Genomic DNA, 17951 nt, shown 5'->3' on the forward strand with positions numbered 1-17951 from the left:
GAATGAAAAGTGAGCTGCAATGAAAGAAAGGTGCTTACTTGGGCACATGCTTTGTAATTTAATCGAAAGGTGTTATGAACATGAATCATTTACATCGTAGAATGGGAACTTTCGCTTTAATGATGGTAGGTCTTGGCTCAATCATTGGTTCAGGATGGCTATTCGGTGCTTGGCGTGCCGCTCAAATTGCAGGTCCTGCTGCTATTTTATCCTGGTTGATTGGGATGGTTGTGATTTTATTTATCGCTTTGTCTTATAGTGAACTCGGATCGATGTTTCCAGAGGCAGGGGGAATGGTGAAATATACGCAATATTCACACGGCTCTTTTATCGGGTTTATTGCCGCTTGGGCAAACTGGATCGCAATTGTCTCCGTCATTCCGGTTGAGGCGGTGGCTTCTGTCCAGTATATGAGTTCATGGCCTTGGGAATGGGCAAAGTGGACAAGCCATTTGGTCACAAAAGGGGTGTTGACGACAGAAGGGCTCATGGTCGCCAGTGTGCTTCTTGTGATTTACTTTCTGCTCAATTATTGGACAGTAGGGTTATTTTCAAAAGCCAATACATTCATTACCGTGTTTAAAATTGTCATTCCAGGATTAACAATTGGTGCGCTCTTATTCGTAGGTTTTCATAGTGAGAATTTTACTTCTGGAACAAGTATTGCCCCTAACGGCTGGGCGAGTGTGCTGACAGCTGTTGCGACATCAGGAATTGTGTTTGCCTTCAATGGCTTCCAAAGCCCGATTAATATGGCGGGTGAGGCGAAAAATCCAGGCCGATCAATTCCGATTGCTATTGTTGGATCCATTTTGATTGCGACTGTGATTTATGTTCTTTTACAAATCGCCTTTATCGGTGCTGTCGATCCGTCCATGATTGTGAATGGATGGGGACATTTGAATTTTAACTCGCCATTTGCTGACCTTGCCATTGCGCTTGGGATTAACTGGCTGGTTCTGATTTTATATGCAGATGCGTTTGTATCACCTTCTGGTACAGGCATTACGTATACGGCGACGACATCCCGTATGATTTATGGAATGGAAAAAAACAAATACATGCCAAGTGTACTTGGTCGTCTGCACCCTATTTATGGCGTGCCTCGTCCAGCGATGTTTTTTAACTTAGCCGTATCGTTTATCTTTCTGTTTTTATTTAGAGGCTGGGGTGTACTTGCGGAAATCATTTCTGTTGCGACACTTATTTCTTATTTGACAGGCCCAGTAACTGTCATGACACTGAGAAAGACAGGGACAGATTTATATCGTCCCCTTCGAATAAAAGGACTCAGCATTATTGCTCCTCTCGGTTTTGTCTTTGCGTCATTGACGCTGTATTGGGCGAGATGGCCGTTAACAGGTCAGGTGCTATTCATTATTCTCATCGGTCTTCCGATCTATTTTTACTATCAAGCAAAAGCGAAGTGGAAAGGCTTCGGCCGCAACTTCAAGGCGGGTGCTTGGATGGTCGTGTACTTACTTGTGATGATGACGATTTCCTGCCTTGGCAGTGACAAATTCGGCGGCTATAACGTCATTCATTATGGCTGGGACATGGCTCTTATTACAGTGGTTGCTCTGCTATTTTATATGTGGGCACTCAAAAGTGGATTTGAAACAGAATTTCTAGAGGATGCGAAAAAAATCAATGATGAGCTGCGTACTTCTTCGCAAGAAGCCGCATCATCCAAAGAATAAAGGAACGGCTGCCTGAATATTACGGGCAGCCGTTTTATTTTGATAAATGATGCATCACATGCTGCCTCAGCCAAGTGGTGACACCGCGCAAAACGGCTGCTGTGACAAATGAGATGAGCACATACTTCCAAAGCTGATTCATGCCTTGTCCACTAAGCCAAAACACGATTCCTAGAAAAACGAGTGTGAATACAAGCATGAAAAGAAATGATGCAGACCAGAAAAAAGCCTTCACTGAAGGTCACCTCCTCGGAGTATTGTATGCAGGCAATTGAAGGATCAGACCAGCTATGACGGGGGAGAATGATGGTGAAATCTATTGCAAAAGTCAGATAAAAACACCAAGTGATTTGACAGTTGTGTTAAGATGAGAGCATATTTTGAGTGAAGATTGTGGTTCATAGACGGAGGTGTTTGGGGTTGCAGATACAAAAAGTTCTAAACAATAATGTCATTAGTGTGATAGATGAACAAGGAAAAGAAATCGTCGTCATGGGGAGAGGTATCGCGTTCCAGCGGCGACCCGGGGACCCGGTAGACGAATCGTTAATCGATAAAGTCTTTCGACTAGAGGATCATTCCGTTCATGAGCGGATGAAAATGCTGCTTCTGGAAGTTCCGTATGATGTGGTCAAGGTGACCGAAGAAATGATTCAATATGCACATACAAAGCTGAACCGAAGATTAAACGAAAGTCTGCATGTATCACTCGCAGACCATATTCATTACGCCATCGAACGATTGAAGAAAAATCACCTCATTGAGAATTCGCTCATTTGGGAGATTAAACGCTTATACAAAGATGAATTTCTTGTGGCAAAGGACTGCCTTGAGATGATTGAAGAGCGTCTACATATTGAATTGCCTGAGGATGAAGCAGGCTTTATTGCTATGCATATCATTAATGCAGAGCTCAATGAGGACATGAATACAACGGTCAATATCACAAAAGAAGTAAACGCCATTCTCACCATTGTGAAATATCATCTCAATATGGAATTTGATGAAGATTCGCTCAACTTTTATCGTTTTCTCACGCATTTACGCTTTTTCGTCCAGCGTCTGATGAACGAAACAATGCTTGTCAGCGAAGATCATGACTTGTATCAGCTAATCAAGGTAAAATATCCGAAGGCATACGAATGTGCAAAGAAAATCGCAGAATATGTCTATCAAACCTATCACCGAGATCTCACATCAGAGGAGATGCTGTATCTATCTATTCATTTGAATCGATTGATCAAACGAGAAAAATAAAGGTAGTTTTAAAAGAAAGCGTTGACATAAGAAAAGCAGAGTGGTACTATTTGCTCATAAACATAAAAGAATACGGTTTCACAATGATCGTCTTAGAGGATTGTGACTGTTCGGCAGGCAAAACCTAAACGTTCACTGAAAAAGCGCAATAGCAGTTGCGACTATTTTTGGTGCCCGTTTAGGTTTTTATTTTGCCCAAAAACGTATTTTTTTGAAAAAAAGGGGGTTTTTGTATGAGTTATCGTCAATTAGCAGAAGACATTATCAAACTCATTGGCACAGAGAAAAACGTTCATTCACTGGTCCATTGCGCTACAAGACTTCGCTTCACATTAAATGACCGATCAAAAGCAGACAAAGCAGCCATTGAAAAATTAAATGGCGTTGTAACTGTTATGGAAAGCGGCGGCCAATTTCAAGTAGTCATTGGCAATACTGTACCAGAGGTTTATCGAGAGATTGGGGAGTTTACAAATCTATTAGAGGAGTCCACTTCTTCATCTGCAAAATCAGGTGGAGAGAGCACGAGTCTTTTCGGAAAATTCGTCGACATTGTCTCTGGTATTTTCACACCACTTCTCGGTGTCATGGCAGGTGCTGGTATTTTAAAAGGTCTATTAGGGATCTGTATCAATGCAAAATGGTTATCACCTGAAGATACGTCGTATCAAATTTTATTTGCTGCGTCTGACAGCTTGTTCTACTTCCTGCCATTACTGCTCGCATTCACTTCGGCGAGGAAGTTTAAAGCGAATCCATTTGTCGCTGTTACGATTGCTGGTGCACTCATTTACCCAACCATTCAAGAATTGTCAAAAGGCGGCGGAGATGTGACCTTCTTCGGTATTCCGGTCGTCTTAATGTCTTATACATCAACGGTTATTCCAATCATTTTGGCAGTGTTTGTCATGGGATATATCGAACGTTTCTTTAACAAAGTCATTCATGAAAGTGTCAAAAACTTTATTACTCCACTGATTTTACTTGTCACGGTTGTTCCACTGACACTCATTGTATTCGGACCATTTGGTGTGTATGCAGGGAACGGCATTGCCGCTGTCTTGCTGAAAGTATTCTCCTTTAGTCCTACACTTGCAGGTGCTTTAATTGCGATGGCATGGCAGGTTCTTGTGATCTTCGGTATCCACTGGGGTCTAGTGCCAGTGATTTTAAATAATATTGCCGTCCATGGAAAAGATCATATCAAGCCGGCGACTGCGCCAGCTGTATTTTCACAAGCCGGTGCTTCCATCGGTGTTATGCTGAAAACAAAGAATAAAAAGCTGAAATCATTGGCTGGATCAACAGCGGTTTCTGCCGTGTTTGGGATCACAGAGCCAGCTGTATACGGGGTCACACTTCGTTTGAAAAAACCATTTATTGCAGCCGTTATCTCTGCTGGGGTCGGCGGTGCGATCATCGGTTATTCACAAAGTATTGCGATTGCGTCAGGACTTCCAAGTTTACTGACACTTCCGATTTTCTACGGACAAGGGTTTACAGGGTTCATCATCGGAATCTCGGTCTCGTTTGTTCTATCCATCGTCTTGACTTACTTGATTGGATTTAAGGATCCAGTAGATGAAGATGAAACGCCAGCACCGGTTGCCGCACCAACATTGGAAAACGAACATGGGGTCAAAGCAGCTCATGTGAAAAGTCCTTTAAAGGGTGAGGTGATCAAGCTAGAGGAAGTACAGGATAAGGCATTCTCATCTGGTGCACTAGGAAAGGGCGCAGCCATCATTCCATCAGAAGGCAAGCTGTTTGCACCAGTATCAGGAGTTGTGACAACGGTGTTCCCAACAGGACATGCGTACGGTCTTACTTCTGAAAGCGGAGCAGAAGTGCTCATTCACATTGGACTTGATACCGTACAATTAGGCGGTCAGCATTTTACCCCGAAGGTCGTACAGGGGCAAACCATCACTGAGGGCGAATTGCTTGCGGAGTTTGATATTGAAGCCATCCAAGCTTCCGGCCTGTCCGTCACGACACCAGTGATTATTACCAATTCAGGTGAGTTTAGCGATATCATAGAAACAGAAGAAAAACAAATCACACCAGGACAATCATTTTTACATCTCGTTTAATCAAGAGGAGGAAGAAATTATGAGATATTCAACACTAGCACCATTTCCAAAGGACTTTTTCTGGGGCGGATCTACATCCGCCTATCAAGTAGAAGGTGCGTGGAACGAGGATGGCAAAGGACCATCTGTCATTGATATGAGAGCAAGTTACCCTGAAGGAACAACAGATTTTAAAGTCGCAAGCGATCACTATCACCGCTATAAAGAGGATGTGAAGATGTTTGCAGAAATGGGTTTGAAGGCTTATCGCTTCTCTATTGCATGGACGCGGATCATTCCAAATGGAGATGGGGAGATCAATCAAAAGGGGATTGAATTCTATCATTCTCTCATCGATGAACTGCGCCGCTATGATATTGAACCAATCGTGACGATGTATCATTTTGATCTGCCTCATGCACTTCAAGTAAAAGGCGGTTGGTCAAATCGTGCGACAGTAGATGCGTTTGTACGGTATGCAAAGGTTCTATTTCAGGAGTATGGTCAGAAGGTGAAATATTGGCTGACCATTAATGAACAAAACATGATGATCTTACATGGATCAGCGCTCGGTACACTTGATCCAAATTTAGAAAATCCGAAAAAAGAACTGTATCAGCAGAACCATCATATGCTCGTCGCTCAGGCGAAAGCCATGACGCTTTGTCATCAAATGTTGCCCGAAGCGAAAATTGGACCAGCGCCAAACATCGCGCTCATTTATCCGGCTTCTCCAAAGCCTGAGGATGTGCTTGCTGCGGCGAATTACAATGCGATCCGCAACTGGCTTTATCTTGATATGGCAGTCTTCGGCCGTTATAACAACCTTGCGTGGGCATACATGAAGGAAAAAGACATTCTTCCTGTCATCGAAGAGGGAGATATGGATATTTTGAAAAGTGCGAAGCCGGACTTCATTGCCTTTAACTACTACACCTCTCAAACGGTTGAAGCGAGTAAAGGAGATGGCAAGGATGAATTTGCACGCGGCGGAGATCAGCATTTGAAATCTGGTGAAGACGGTGTATACAAAGGTGGCAACAACCCGTTCCTAAGTAAAAATGCGTTTGGCTGGGAGATTGACCCTGTCGGCTTCCGATCAACGATGCGTGAGATTTACGACCGTTATCAGCTGCCTCTTATTATCACGGAAAACGGATTGGGTGCTTTCGACAAATTAGAGGAAGATGGATCGATTCAAGATGATTATCGAATTGACTATTTAGAAAAGCATATCGAACAAATCAAATGGGCGATCACAGACGGCGTCGAGGTCTTCGGATACTGCCCGTGGTCCACTATCGACTTAATCAGCACACACCAAGGGTGCTCCAAGCGCTACGGATTCATCTACGTCAACCGCGATGAATTTGACCTAAAAGACCTGAAGAGAATTCGTAAAAAGAGCTCTTACTGGTATGAAACCTTGATTCAGCAAAATGGAGAGAACATCGGGGAGTAACAAATAAAAAAGCCAATCACCTTATGCGGGTGGTTGGCTTTTTTTCGTTCACTCTAATGGCAAGATGATATTGTTCGAGTTGTTCTAAAATGATAGTCTGATGATATATTGTAAAAAATGGTTGAATATCCATTGTAAGGGAGGATTTGTTTATATGATGACGATTCTTTTTCTGTTTTTTTTATTGTTTTTCATTTTTTATGCTTTGAATTATATAGGTCAGAAATTGATTGCGAGGGAATACCCAATGAACCATGGCGTGATTGTGACTCTGTCAGCTGTGGAAGGGATTCTCGTTTTTGTCATTGTTGGTGTTAATGAGAAGTTTCCGTTTTTTTAGATCGAATCACTTCTTACTCTCTACTATCATTATACCCCGAATGTAATCTCATTTATAGACTGTTTTCCGCCCAGATCAGGCCGTATACTGTTATACGCAAGTCAAAAACGATAAGGGGTGCGGCTATATGAATGACAAGCAACAAGTTTTAGATCCTGGCCCGTTTTTTCATGGGACGAAGCGGAATTGAAGATTGGAGATCTGCTTGAACCGCAGTATTTATCGAATTATCAAGATCAAAAATCAAACCATATCTATTTCACCGGAACATTAAACGCAGCCAAATGGGGTGCTGAATTAGCAAGATCTGATGCGAAAGAGAGAATTTATGTTGTAGAACCGTTAGGCGAGTTTGAAAATGATCCGAATTTGACTGACAAAAAATTTCCGGGTAACCCCACACGTTCTTATCGGTCGAAATCCCCTTTGAAAATCGTCGCAGAATTAGGTTCATGGGAAAGACATTCCGATGAAGAAATCGATCATATGCTGAGCTCTTTAAAGAAATTAAGTGAAGAAGGAAAAAATGTCATATACGATTGATGATTCTCAATCACACGAAGGCCGCCTCATCAATAGCTGGGCGGTCTTTTGTTTGATCTTATTGAAACAACGCATCCATCAGCTCATCATATGTTTTCGATTGATTCAGGGAGTGAATGCGGTTTGGATTGTCCAGTAAATCGACGGCCTGTTCAAAGAATTGATTCATGCAGGCTGCGTCATCTTTATGAATGGCTAATAAAAAGACAAGTGATACTTGGTCTCCTTGCCAGTCAATTGGCTGTTTTAAGTGTGCGATGGCTACGCAGGATGTGCCTTCATTTGTGATGAGCGGGTGCGGCATGGCAATTCCTCTTCCAAGATAGGTAGACGACATTTGCTCCCGCTCAAGCACCGAGGACCGAAAAGATGACGATACTAGCTGATACGTTTCTAAACGGCTGCATAGTGTGTCTAATACCTCGTCCTTACTGGATAGGTCAGCGTTCAATAAGGTCAATCGTTCTTGAAAAAACGCCATCAGTTCTTTCGAGGGAGTCCCGTGTCCATTTAATAAATGAATGACTTCATTCACCCGCTGTACATCATGATGTTCAAAAAAGGCGCTGACCTGTATCACTGGTTTTCCCTTTGATGCGAGTGGGACGGTTGTAATGATGACATCACAGGGCAGGGTGGTGCTCATGAGATAATCCTGATAGGAATAAAGCTCGACGATGTCCAGCTCGTGCTGAAAGGCTGCCTTTAATTTAATTTCAAGTAGTCTTGCCGTCCCTAATCCAGACCCGCACACGATAATGGCTTTCTTTTTTTGCGAGGTATCGAGTTGACTTCTTTCAAATGAAGCGGCGATATGCAGGGCAACATATGCTGCCTCATCTTCATTTGGCGTCCGCACCAGCTGTAAGGCATTCAGCCCGCTGACAGCCAAATCAAACGGGTATGGATAGGACGCTTTGATCTCATGCAAAAGCGGATTTTGTAAGGATACGCCATATTGGATTCGATTTAATAATGGCTTCATATGAAGCATCAAGTCTTGCTGCAGGATGTTGTCATCAGCAAATCGATGTCCGCTCATTTTCTCAATGTGCTGTAGAAAGACCGCAACCGCCTGCTGAACTTCCACTGTCGTCTGATGCTGGGCGGTTTCTTTCCACGTTTGATTTGCCAATAGATGCATGACTAAGTAATCTGTTTCATCCTCTGATAAGGTGACATGAAAGGTGTCACTCACCTGCTGTATGATCTTTTGGGCAATTCTCATCAAGACGGGTGATCGTTGTGTACGAGTGGTACTCGCCGATATTCGCTGGTTTTTTCGTGTTTGCTGAATCGCAATTGCTAAGTGAATGACTAAGTTCTTTAAAGCAATGTCTTTAATGAGCAATGACTCTTGATGCAGGTTCGTCAGGACAATAGATCGAATGGTTTCAAGAGAAATATCGGGAAAATGGAGCTGCTCCCGCTCGGTGATATGAGAAAGTGCGGGCTCTTCTTCAAGGAGTAAGTCTGCATAGCATGTTCTTTTTTGCAACTCGTCTCCCTCAATTTTCAAGCCAAATCCAGGCTTTGACACAAGGGTCATACCGTAACGGGCTAACAGCTCTCGTCCTTTTTTTAAATCACTGCTGACCGTCATGCGGCTGATAAACAGTTCTTCAGCCAGCTGGTCAATTTTTAAGTAATTCGGTTGAAGCAATAGCTTTCTCATCATAAATCGTACACGCTCTTCTGGCATGACGGGGACGAGAGAGCGGGCAGGAAGCTTTTGTTGATGAAGCCAAAGCAGGAAGGCGTCTTGATCACTCGTTAATAGGGTGTATCCCTTTCCGCGGATCGTTTTAATCTTGGCTCCAGCTTCCTTTAACTGCTCATTTGCTTCTTTAATTAAATTGCGGATGGAGCGGTCAGATAAGCGAAAAGAGGCAGTAAGCTCCTCCAGCTTCACGAACCCTTTCGTTTCAAATAGCCGCTGAATCAGCTGATAGGTTCGAGGATCTGCCGTCATCATCATTGCGCGGCTCCTTGCGCCTGTAAGGCATCATTACCAAGAGCGATAGCGCCCATTAAACCTGATAATCCATCAAAGGATGGCTTGGTGATAATTTCATTTAAAGGCTTTGGCAGTTGCAAATACCCATGAAGCCGTTTTTCTGTTTCATCAAGAATGAGCGGCAGCATAGCGGGCTGTTTCATCACACCTCCGCCGAGAATGATGCGCTCTGGCGAAAGGGTGAGTAATAAATTGGCGGTCATCTGCCCGAGATAGTAGGCATGAAGTGACCAGGCAGGATGATCCTCTGGCAGCATGGGTGCCAGTGTATGATAGCGTCCTTCTATGGCAGGTCCAGATGCCAGCCCCTCTAAACAATCATGATGTATAGGGCAGCAGCCACCAAAGGAATCATGAGGGTGCCGCTGCACTGTGATATGACCCATTTCTGGATGCAGCAACCCGTGAATGAGGCGGTGTTCAATATAGGCACCGCCGCCTATTCCAGTTCCAACAGTGATATAGACCAAAGATGCCGGTTTTTCTGCTTCAACTGAAAAGCGGGCTTCTCCGAGTGCTGCACAGTTCACATCGGTATCAAGCTTCATCGGGAGCCCAAGGGCTTGTTTTAAAGTAGAAAGGAAAGGGAATTGGCGCCAGGCTGTTTTGGGTGTCTCTAAAATCGTCCCATAGCTTGGACTTTGTTCTTTTACATCGACAGGCCCGAATGCCCCAATGCCAATGGCATCGACAGGATGCTTTGTAAAGTAATCGATCACTTGCCGGCATGTTTCAATTGGGTTTCCTGTTGCAAAGGAAGTCATGTGTTCAATCGTTCCATCTGTTGTTCCGTAGCCGCAGACAAATTTTGTTCCGCCTGCTTCAATGCCTCCAATTCTCATGATCAATGCCCTCCATTAAAGAGGGGCGGAATCCAAATGGACCCCGCCCCTACATGTTCATTTTTTCTTTACAATGTAGGTTTGTACCTGACAAGGTGTGAGCGGTTCAATGTGTAATGATCCATGTTGTGCTTTGAGTATATGTCCTTCAGGTGTTTCGCCTAAATTCGCTGTTTCTCCGTGCTGTAGAGATGAACTATTGATTGAAGCGGCTGTTTGACGCGTTAAATATGGATTGAAGAGACGGATGACAATGCCTGTTCCATGCTCTTCTTTTTTCAGAGCGCTTAGAATGGCTCCGTCTGTCTCAATGTCAAGCAGGCTATAAGTAGATTGTAAGTCTTCTTTTTCATCTCGGAAAGAGAAAATTAAACGACCGTTTAAAAAGTCTGCCCGTTCGTAGCATTGAACTGGGGTTGTATACCGCTTGGCAAGCTGCGCTAAGTGCCCCTCGCTGACAGCATCCTTGCTATAGTGCATGCCAAATGAGAACGACAGTGCACCTTGTAGCTGAGCGTCAGGTGTCTCAACAATTTTTTCGCCAGATGCGCGTCCTGGACGGTAAAGAAGATTTTCTTTCCCCATTTTTCCGAAACAACGGAAAAGCGTATACGCAATCGTTGTGTAGCCTTCTCCTGTGATCTGATATTCTCTCACGCAGTCCGTCAACAGAGCGACACCGTATGCTTCATCACGAAGTGCAGTAAAGGATTGCATCGGTTCAATGGTGATCGGTTTTTCTTCCCAATGTTCATTGCTCCACCATTCAAGTTCTTGCGTGAGCTCTGTTGGGCGTTCGATGGTTCCAAACTGCTGATCGCTCAGTGATACCTTTGATGCGATGCCTGTATCAAAGAGGACACGCAGACGATGGTCTAACGCATGATTGTCGACATCGACATGAAAACGGATGACAGGCTCATCTTTGTTTAATGCTATCTTCGCTGTGATTGGGAGTGAAGTCGTGACTGATTGCTGAGAGCGCTCTTCTAAGTCATAAGGGATAGTAAGAGTAAGCTGGACGGTGAGCTCTTCTTGCAAGCCGCTTTTAGACACTTTGATGTCTGCCGAAGAAAGATCCTTGGATGACACATACAGATCCTCACGCGGTGGTGAATAATTGTAGGAATCCCCGTCGTCTCCATTGTCTTCAAAGATCATTTGCTCAGAGAATGTCCGGCCTGTTTGTTTATCTGTGATCTCCAGTGATCCGTTGTCATTTGCCGTAATGCGGTAATACGTATTTTCAATCGCGCGTCCTTCTGTTTGTTCCCATGCAGATTCGCTTGATTCATCGAAAACCATGCTGACTTGTGTATAACCAACGGATGGTAAGCTGGTGGCTTCGATTAGTAAAACGGCTTTCCATACTTGTTTTGGCATGTACACTTCTTTACTTGGGTTAAGAGAAATTTGCTGTGCCAGCACATAATCTGTGACATCGGTTTTGTTTTTCACTGTGTACTGAAGCGTTCTCCCATGTGCATCTTTTAGCGTAAATGGACGTTCCGTGATAAAGGTTTCGACTTCAATGACTTCAGAACGCTTTGAAGGCAATGTATTAAATAACGTAAGTGTGATGTCTTGCTCAGTTTGCAGTCGAATAGCGATGAGGCGCATGTGTAAGTCCACAAGATTCTCGGCGATTTCCTTTGCCTGTTTGTAGCGGAAGAAGACATCTTGATTCGTCGTATCACTATTACATCCGCCAATGCTGTCATGCGCTGCATTTTCAAACATGAGGTACCAAATATCACGAACCGTATCATGCGGATAGTCGTGTCCGAGTGAATAGCTGATCGTGAGGATAGGCTCCATCACATTGACGAGATAGTTTTCAATTTGATTGTTTAAGATTTTTAAATCAGCTCGTGTTGAAAAAATAGATTTGTGAATCCGCATATGCTTCGCATGAATGAGCTCTCCTTCTAAAGTTTCAAAAGACGTTCGCTCTTTTTTCACTGCTGCAATGTAATCTTCTAAACTGCTGATTTGATAGTGGTGCTCGTCAAGTTCATTGGCTTTTTCTAATAAGTCAGGCAGGTTTTTGCGGATCGGTGCCTGATCAAAGCCATTTGGGAAATAGACATTCTTTGTGGTTGCCTTTGCTTGCAGCGCACCGATTTTTTCAGATAAAAAGGCTTGTAAGTCCTCATCCTTTTCAGGAATATTTCCACCGTAGTAGTAGCCAAATGGCAGGTTTACCGCAAAGACTTCACTGCCGTCAGCACCTTGCCAATTGAATTCAGTGTGATTCGTCATATGGTCTGAAACGCCGCGCCAAAAAGCTGTATCCACAATGCCGAATCCTCGGTAAATTTGAGGCATTTGCGCGGATTGACCGAAGGAATCAGGGACATAGCCGACTTTCATCACATGACCGAACTGCTGACAGCGTTCAATCCCGTATTGCAGGTTCCGTACAATCGATTCACCTGAAATGACGAGCTGGTCGGTTTGGGTATACCATGGGCCGATGATGAGACGTTTGGCTGTGACGAGCTTTTTGATTCGACTCTCATCCTCAGGACGCCATTTCAAGTAATCATCCAATAAGGATGCCTGAGCATCGAGCATGAAGTAATGGAACCTGTCATCTGTTTCAAGGGTGTCTAAAATGTCCATTACGCTTTTCATTAAGTAGATACGGGAGCGGGAGGTGGTGAAATACCATTCCCGGTCCCAGTGAGTATGTGGAATCACATGTACATTGACAGTCATTGATCAACGACACCTTTCTATGTGCAAATTATCCTTCTAGTACAAGGTCAAAATCGTCTTCTTCTTTCTGCTTCTGATCATGCTCAGGTGTTTTTGGTTCTTTTTTCTCAGAGAAATTCACAAGCAGGTTGGCACCAATACCGATGACGAGTGCGCCAGTAAGGGCACCGATTAAATAAGCCCACCAGTTTCCAACTGAGAAGAAGCCATATAGTCCACCAATTGGCGGCATGATGTCATGAACACCTAATAATGCAGCGACCCCGCTTCCAGCAGCACAAGCGACGACATTCAGCGGAATCAATTTCAAAGGATTGACAAGGGTAAAAGGGATCGCTCCTTCTGTAATACCGATAATGCCCATGACAAGGCCGCCACGTCCGGCTTCTCTAAAGGTTGGAGAGAAGTTGCGTTTTCGAATCAGTGTTGCAAGCCCGTATCCAAGCGGCGGAATGACAATCGCAATATTGACGAGAATGGCAGGGAGGTAGACGCCTGATAGGAAGAGCGCGTTACCGGCCATCCAAGCAGATTTATTCACTGGTCCGCCAAGATCAAAGCCAATCATCGCACCTAAAATGAGAGCGAGTGCGAGTGTGCTTGTCCCGTTAGCGACCATACCTTTGATCCATTCAATTAATGCCGTGTTCAAAGCGCCTAAAGGCCCGCCCAGCAGAACGGACATGAGAAGTCCAGTTAAGCCAACGGTAATAAGCGGTAAGATGAGCAGAGGAACAAGTCCGGCTGCGGAGCCTTTAATTTGAATTTTCCGTTTCACAAAAAGAGCGACATATCCTGCGAAGAAGCCTGCAATAACGGCACCGATAAATCCAGCATTCGTTGAGCTGGCAAGGGCACCGCCGATGAAGCCGGCTGCAAGGCCTGATTTATCCGCAATCGAATAGGCGATAAATCCAGCGAGCAGGACGTTCATTAACCCAATCCCTGTCCAGCCAACCTGCTCCATTAAATAGGCGCCGTGTAAAATGCCGCCAGCATCCTTATAGGCGTTTAAATCTGAAACACCAAATCCTAATCCGACTAGTTTGGCTAAACCAACGATAAGGGAGGCGCCAATGATTACAGGAAGAATATAAGAAATACCGGTCATGAGATGGCCTTCAATGACTTTTAATTTTGCTTTCATTTTGCTTTGCTCCTTTCTATATGGCATTGCTCACGTTTATTGAGATTCAGATTTTTTCTTTTCAACAAGTGCTACAGCTTTTGTGATGATTTGCTCGGCATTTTTTAATGCGCGTCCAATCTCGACACGTACTGTGGGAATGGCTGAGAAACGTTCCGCATCGTTGATGTGCTGGTTGGAGGCAATGATGCAGAGGTCTGCCTGCTTTGCTTCCTCTGCGGTAATGCCATTTACCTGTCCCATAATCCCTTGCTGCTCGATTTTGATCTCGTGACCGAGCTGTTTACCCGCATTTTCTAACGCCTTTGCTGCCATTGGTGTATGAGCTAACCCTGCTGGACATGAAGTGACACCGACAATTTTCATTGTGTAATCCCCTCTTTCAATTGTTGTTCAATGACTTCGTAATAATAATCAGCGGTTTGACCTGGTTGTATTTTTTCGATGAAAGCCGGTTCCATGAGGCTTGTCGCAATCCCTGACAGTAATTTCAAGTGTGTGACATTTGCTTCTTCTAATGGAACGAGCAGTGTAAATAAATAACTTGTGGGTAAATCGTCAAAGCTGCCCCATTCAATCGGTTGTTCTAGCTCTAAAAAAAGAAGTGAAGCCGTTTGTACAGCGGAGCTTTTTGTATGAGGAATGGCGAAGCCTTGTTGAAGTCCTGTTGAGACTTCGTCTTCGCGAATCAACAAATCTGATAATAACCCCGCCTGATCGTTTGTAATCTGAAGGTCTTCAGCTTTCTCGGCAATGTATTGTAAAATCTCATTCTTTGATCGTCCGTTTACCTGTGTGAAAACATGATCTTTTTGGAACAAGCTGATCCCTTCTCTCTTGTTTGTTAAGCGCTTACAAGTTGATTGTAATGTACTTTTCGACATGGTTAAATAGCATCATTTTCCGTTTGAAATGGCAAAAAGTTTATGAAGCTATTCGTCTTGCTGTCTGTTATCTCAAATCCTAGCTTAAAACGAGTTTAATTATGCAAAAAACAGATTCTACTAAATGCATTTCTGTGATATTCTTCCAAGGTATTACAAAAGATAAGGGGGTCTTTTCATGTTCAAAAAGCAGGTCAAATCTTGTGTGGTCGTACTCATGGCCATCATTCTCTGTATGGCGGCATTACCTGGATACGAGGCAGCAGCTGCCAGTAAAGGAACAAATGTCAATGAAGCCATTGGGTTAAAAAATGGTGAAGTCATCTCAGGTACATTACAGAATGAAATGGAAGAGTCATGGTACCAAATCACGCCATCAGCACAAGAGGTGGCAAAACATACACATATGAAAATTTCTGTCAAAAGTAAACAAGTATTATCCGTATCGGTCTATCCAAGTAAAGACAGAGCGATGAAGGATGACACTTATTCGAGATATCGTGTGGATACTGCAAGTGGAGAGACAGAGGTAGATTTCCCGCATGCATGGTCAGGTCCTTACTTTGTCAAAGTGCTCTACTTAGGGTCGCAGGAAGACAGCCGTGATGAGGAAGAGGATGCGGCCTATACAATCGGGTATAAAGGAGCTAACCTTCCGCCTTCTGAACCCGTTTTCCCTGAAGACGATGAGCCTGGTATCATTATTATTGAGAAAAAGTACGGGCGAGAAATTCTCCAATCGATTCGTACAATCGAAGATAAACGTTTTAATGAAACACCAAATGGTCAGAAGCTGAGCCGTGTGCTTCAAAAAACAAAGCCATTTCTCAAATCGAAACTCATCAAACAAAAAAATGAGCAGCAAAAGGTATACAATCATCTGCTGACATTAAAGTCACTGCTAAATGACGTAGAGAAAAATGGTGCATTTAGCGGTCATATTGTAACAAAGAAAGAACAACAGGCGATCCGTTCCCTTTTTGATATGCTCAAAGGGGCAAGTCCTGCCTATTTAAAAAAGGAATTAGAAGCAGTGAGTCAACTTATCGGAATCGATCAGCTTGAAGGAAAATCGATCGGTTATGTATTAGAGAAGCAAAAGCTTGTAAAAGAAGAGAAAGTGAAGACGAATAAGATCATTTTTAAATTAAAGGATGGCCAAACGCTTCAATCTGCGAAAAAGAAGATGAAAAGCTATGGAATCCAAGAAAACCGTGTGACATCGCAGTCAGTAAGTCCTTTGTTTAAAGGAATGTATGTCTATGATGTGCCAGCAGGGCAAGAATCAGCTGGAAAGACTTTAAAAGCAGGCAAAGCTGTGATCAAAAGCACTGCGAGAAAGCTGTCCAGCATGCCGAATGTTGAATTCGCGGAGCCTGTTCAAACCTATCGTGCACTGAGCAATGATGTGCAGTATGGATACCAGTGGCCCCTGAAAAACAGTGCGCAAAACAGCGGGAAAAAAGGCGCTGATGTGAAGTTTGAACAAATGAACACACTGATTGGTACAAGCAAAATGAAGCAAACATTGATTGCTGTTGTGGATACAGGTGTAGACAGTCGTTTGACTGATTTAAGCGGGACTGTTCGTACGGACTTAGGTGCGAATCTCATTGGACGAAACAAAGATGCGATTGATGACAATGGACATGGTACGCACGTAGCTGGCATCATTGCCGCAAAAGCCGATAATTATTACTCGATGGCAGGTCTCAACCAACATACGGGCATCATTCCGGTGAAGGTGCTGGATGCCTATGGTTTTGGAGATACAGAGCATATTGCACTTGGAATCAAGCATGCAGTGGATAAAGGCGCAAAGGTCATCAACATGAGTCTTGGCGGCTACTACAGCCGGGTAATTGAATATGCAATGAACTACGCGGCTCAAAGAAATGTACTAGTGGTCGTTGCGAGTGGAAATGATGGCGTTCCAGAAATGGGCTATCCTGCGACATCAAAGTACGCAATGGCCATTGGTGCAAGCAACCGTATGGATATTGCCGCTGAATTCTCAAGCTATGGTAAAGGACTGAGCATGTCTGCACCAGGATCTGATATTCCAAGCTTAATGCCAGATGGGAATGTCTCATACCTGAGCGGGACATCAATGGCGACACCATATGTGGCAGCAGCAGCAGGATTACTGCTTTCTAAAAATCCAACCTTAAAGCCGAATCAAGTAAGGAATATCTTGCAAAGCACATCAGATAATATCTCTTTTACGTCTGTTGATGGAACAGATGACGTTTTCTATGATGAAAACGATGAGCCAATTGTCGATCCGAAAATTCCAGGGATCGATTGGATGACAGGACATGGCAGACTGAATGCATTTGCTGCTTTAAGTGCTGTCGAACTGAATGCATCTGTCAGCAAAGTGGAGGATCAGCATCAAAAGGTGACAGGTAAAGCAAAGGCAGGCGCTGCTATTTCTGTGTATAGAGGCAAAACCTTGCTTGGAAAAGGCACAGCAGGCAAAAATGGAACCTTTAGTGTGAAGATCAAGCATCAGAACAAAAACAAAGTCCTTCACATTAAGATTTCAAAAGGAAAGGCCGCTACAACGCTCAAAACAGTCGTCAAAAAAGGCAAAGCACCAGCTAAGCCGAAAGTGGGCAAAGTAACGGTCAAAAGTAAAACGGTCAAAGGGACTGCGGGTGCAGGATTGACCATTAAAGTGAAAAACAAATCAAAGAAAGTCATCAAAACGGTAAAAACAAATAACAAGGGCGCATTTACTGCCCAAATAAAACCGCAAAAAGCCAAAACGGTCTTGTATGTGACCGCTTCAGATGTGAGAAAAAGAGAAAGCAAAGCGGTGAAGGTCGTTGTTGTGAAAAAGTAAGAGGAGAGCTTCCCTTTCTAAAGAAGGGAAGTTTCAGCGTGTAGACAAACCCTCGCATTCGTTGTCAGGACTGTGCTCCGGTGCTCACGAATGTCAAATTCGCTCCGCTCCTGTGCTC

Annotated in this window: 12 protein-coding genes and 1 pseudogene; 6 read left to right on the plus strand and 7 right to left on the minus strand. The window is 43.8% G+C overall.

From position 1 onward, the window contains the following. Nucleotides 1–80: 80 nt before the first annotated feature. A complete protein-coding gene (locus tag MKY83_RS01335; RefSeq protein WP_106066569.1) occupies nt 81–1700 on the plus strand; it encodes an APC family permease in 1620 nt (539 codons plus the stop codon). A gap of 34 nt (nt 1701–1734) precedes the next feature. Here the strand turns inward: MKY83_RS01335 and MKY83_RS01340 are convergent, their stop codons facing one another. Next, nucleotides 1735–1935: a hypothetical protein gene (locus tag MKY83_RS01340; protein WP_113768630.1), complete on the minus strand. Its 201-nt coding sequence runs from the start codon at nt 1933–1935 to the stop codon at nt 1735–1737. A 185-nt stretch (nt 1936–2120) separates the two neighbouring features. Between MKY83_RS01340 and MKY83_RS01345 the strand changes: the two genes are divergently transcribed. The 4 genes and pseudogenes from MKY83_RS01345 (at nt 2121) to arr (ending at nt 7374) form a co-directional block, all read left to right on the plus strand. After that, nucleotides 2121–2957 (plus strand): PRD domain-containing protein, encoded by an 837-nt coding sequence (locus tag MKY83_RS01345; RefSeq protein WP_106066567.1) that lies wholly within the window; start codon nt 2121–2123, stop codon nt 2955–2957. Nucleotides 2958–3190: 233 nt separating this feature from the next. Beyond that, nucleotides 3191–5050 (plus strand): beta-glucoside-specific PTS transporter subunit IIABC, encoded by a 1860-nt coding sequence (locus MKY83_RS01350; RefSeq protein ID WP_065098703.1) that lies wholly within the window; start codon nt 3191–3193, stop codon nt 5048–5050. 19 nt (nt 5051–5069) lie between these two features. After that, nucleotides 5070–6491 carry a glycoside hydrolase family 1 protein gene (locus MKY83_RS01355; protein WP_113768632.1) on the plus strand — a complete coding sequence of 474 codons (1422 nt, stop codon included), beginning with the start codon at nt 5070–5072 and terminating at the stop codon, nt 6489–6491. Between the two features lie 467 nt (nt 6492–6958). Beyond that, nucleotides 6959–7374: pseudogene (arr, locus tag MKY83_RS01360) on the plus strand (NAD(+)--rifampin ADP-ribosyltransferase). Between the two features lie 58 nt (nt 7375–7432). On the opposite strand, the gene MKY83_RS01365 reads toward arr, so the two are convergent. Genes MKY83_RS01365 through MKY83_RS01390 form a run of 6 tightly spaced genes read right to left on the minus strand, consistent with a single transcriptional unit; the run spans nt 7433 to nt 14985 of the window. After that, on the minus strand, nt 7433–9352 hold the full coding sequence (locus MKY83_RS01365; RefSeq protein WP_265209016.1) for a BglG family transcription antiterminator: 1920 nt from the start codon (nt 9350–9352) through the stop codon (nt 7433–7435). Next, on the minus strand, nt 9349–10233 hold the full coding sequence (locus tag MKY83_RS01370) for an ROK family protein (protein ID WP_283924110.1): 885 nt from the start codon (nt 10231–10233) through the stop codon (nt 9349–9351). Before MKY83_RS01370 ends, MKY83_RS01365 begins: the two co-directional genes overlap by 4 nt. Nucleotides 10234–10290: 57 nt before the next feature. Continuing rightward, nucleotides 10291–12954 carry a mannosylglycerate hydrolase gene (mngB, locus tag MKY83_RS01375; RefSeq protein WP_342487986.1) on the minus strand — a complete coding sequence of 888 codons (2664 nt, stop codon included), beginning with the start codon at nt 12952–12954 and terminating at the stop codon, nt 10291–10293. Nucleotides 12955–12982: 28 nt separating this feature from the next. Then, nucleotides 12983–14101: a PTS fructose transporter subunit IIC gene (locus tag MKY83_RS01380; RefSeq protein WP_065098710.1), complete on the minus strand. Its 1119-nt coding sequence runs from the start codon at nt 14099–14101 to the stop codon at nt 12983–12985. Nucleotides 14102–14137: 36 nt separating this feature from the next. Continuing rightward, complete coding sequence (locus MKY83_RS01385) at nt 14138–14467, minus strand: fructose PTS transporter subunit IIB (RefSeq protein ID WP_185108604.1); 330 nt, start codon at nt 14465–14467, stop codon at nt 14138–14140. Beyond that, a complete protein-coding gene (locus MKY83_RS01390) occupies nt 14464–14985 on the minus strand; it encodes a PTS sugar transporter subunit IIA (protein WP_342487988.1) in 522 nt (173 codons plus the stop codon). Before MKY83_RS01390 ends, MKY83_RS01385 begins: the two co-directional genes overlap by 4 nt. Before the next feature lie 178 nt (nt 14986–15163). Between MKY83_RS01390 and MKY83_RS01395 the strand changes: the two genes are divergently transcribed. After that, a complete protein-coding gene (locus MKY83_RS01395; RefSeq protein WP_342487990.1) occupies nt 15164–17833 on the plus strand; it encodes a S8 family serine peptidase in 2670 nt (889 codons plus the stop codon). Nucleotides 17834–17951: the final 118 nt, after the last annotated feature.

The sequence above is a fragment of the Bacillus sp. FSL M8-0266 genome (assembly GCF_038613425.1).
GTDB lineage: Bacteria > Bacillota > Bacilli > Bacillales > Bacillaceae > Bacillus > Bacillus pumilus.

Bases quoted from the DNA above. Each gene is read 5' to 3' on its own strand.
- MKY83_RS01335 (WP_106066569.1), top strand. From the start codon at position 81: ATGAATCATTTACATCGTAGAATGGGAACTTTCGCTTTAATGATGGTA.
- MKY83_RS01350 (WP_065098703.1), top strand. From the start codon at position 3,191: ATGAGTTATCGTCAATTAGCAGAAGACATTATCAAACTCATTGGCACA.
- MKY83_RS01355 (WP_113768632.1), top strand. From the start codon at position 5,070: ATGAGATATTCAACACTAGCACCATTTCCAAAGGACTTTTTCTGGGGC.
- MKY83_RS01365 (WP_265209016.1), bottom strand. From the start codon at position 9,352: ATGATGATGACGGCAGATCCTCGAACCTATCAGCTGATTCAGCGGCTA.
- MKY83_RS01370 (WP_283924110.1), bottom strand. From the start codon at position 10,233: ATGAGAATTGGAGGCATTGAAGCAGGCGGAACAAAATTTGTCTGCGGC.
- mngB (WP_342487986.1), bottom strand. From the start codon at position 12,954: ATGACTGTCAATGTACATGTGATTCCACATACTCACTGGGACCGGGAA.
- MKY83_RS01380 (WP_065098710.1), bottom strand. From the start codon at position 14,101: ATGAAAGCAAAATTAAAAGTCATTGAAGGCCATCTCATGACCGGTATT.
- MKY83_RS01385 (WP_185108604.1), bottom strand. From the start codon at position 14,467: ATGAAAATTGTCGGTGTCACTTCATGTCCAGCAGGGTTAGCTCATACA.
- MKY83_RS01390 (WP_342487988.1), bottom strand. From the start codon at position 14,985: ATGTCGAAAAGTACATTACAATCAACTTGTAAGCGCTTAACAAACAAG.
- MKY83_RS01395 (WP_342487990.1), top strand. From the start codon at position 15,164: ATGTTCAAAAAGCAGGTCAAATCTTGTGTGGTCGTACTCATGGCCATC.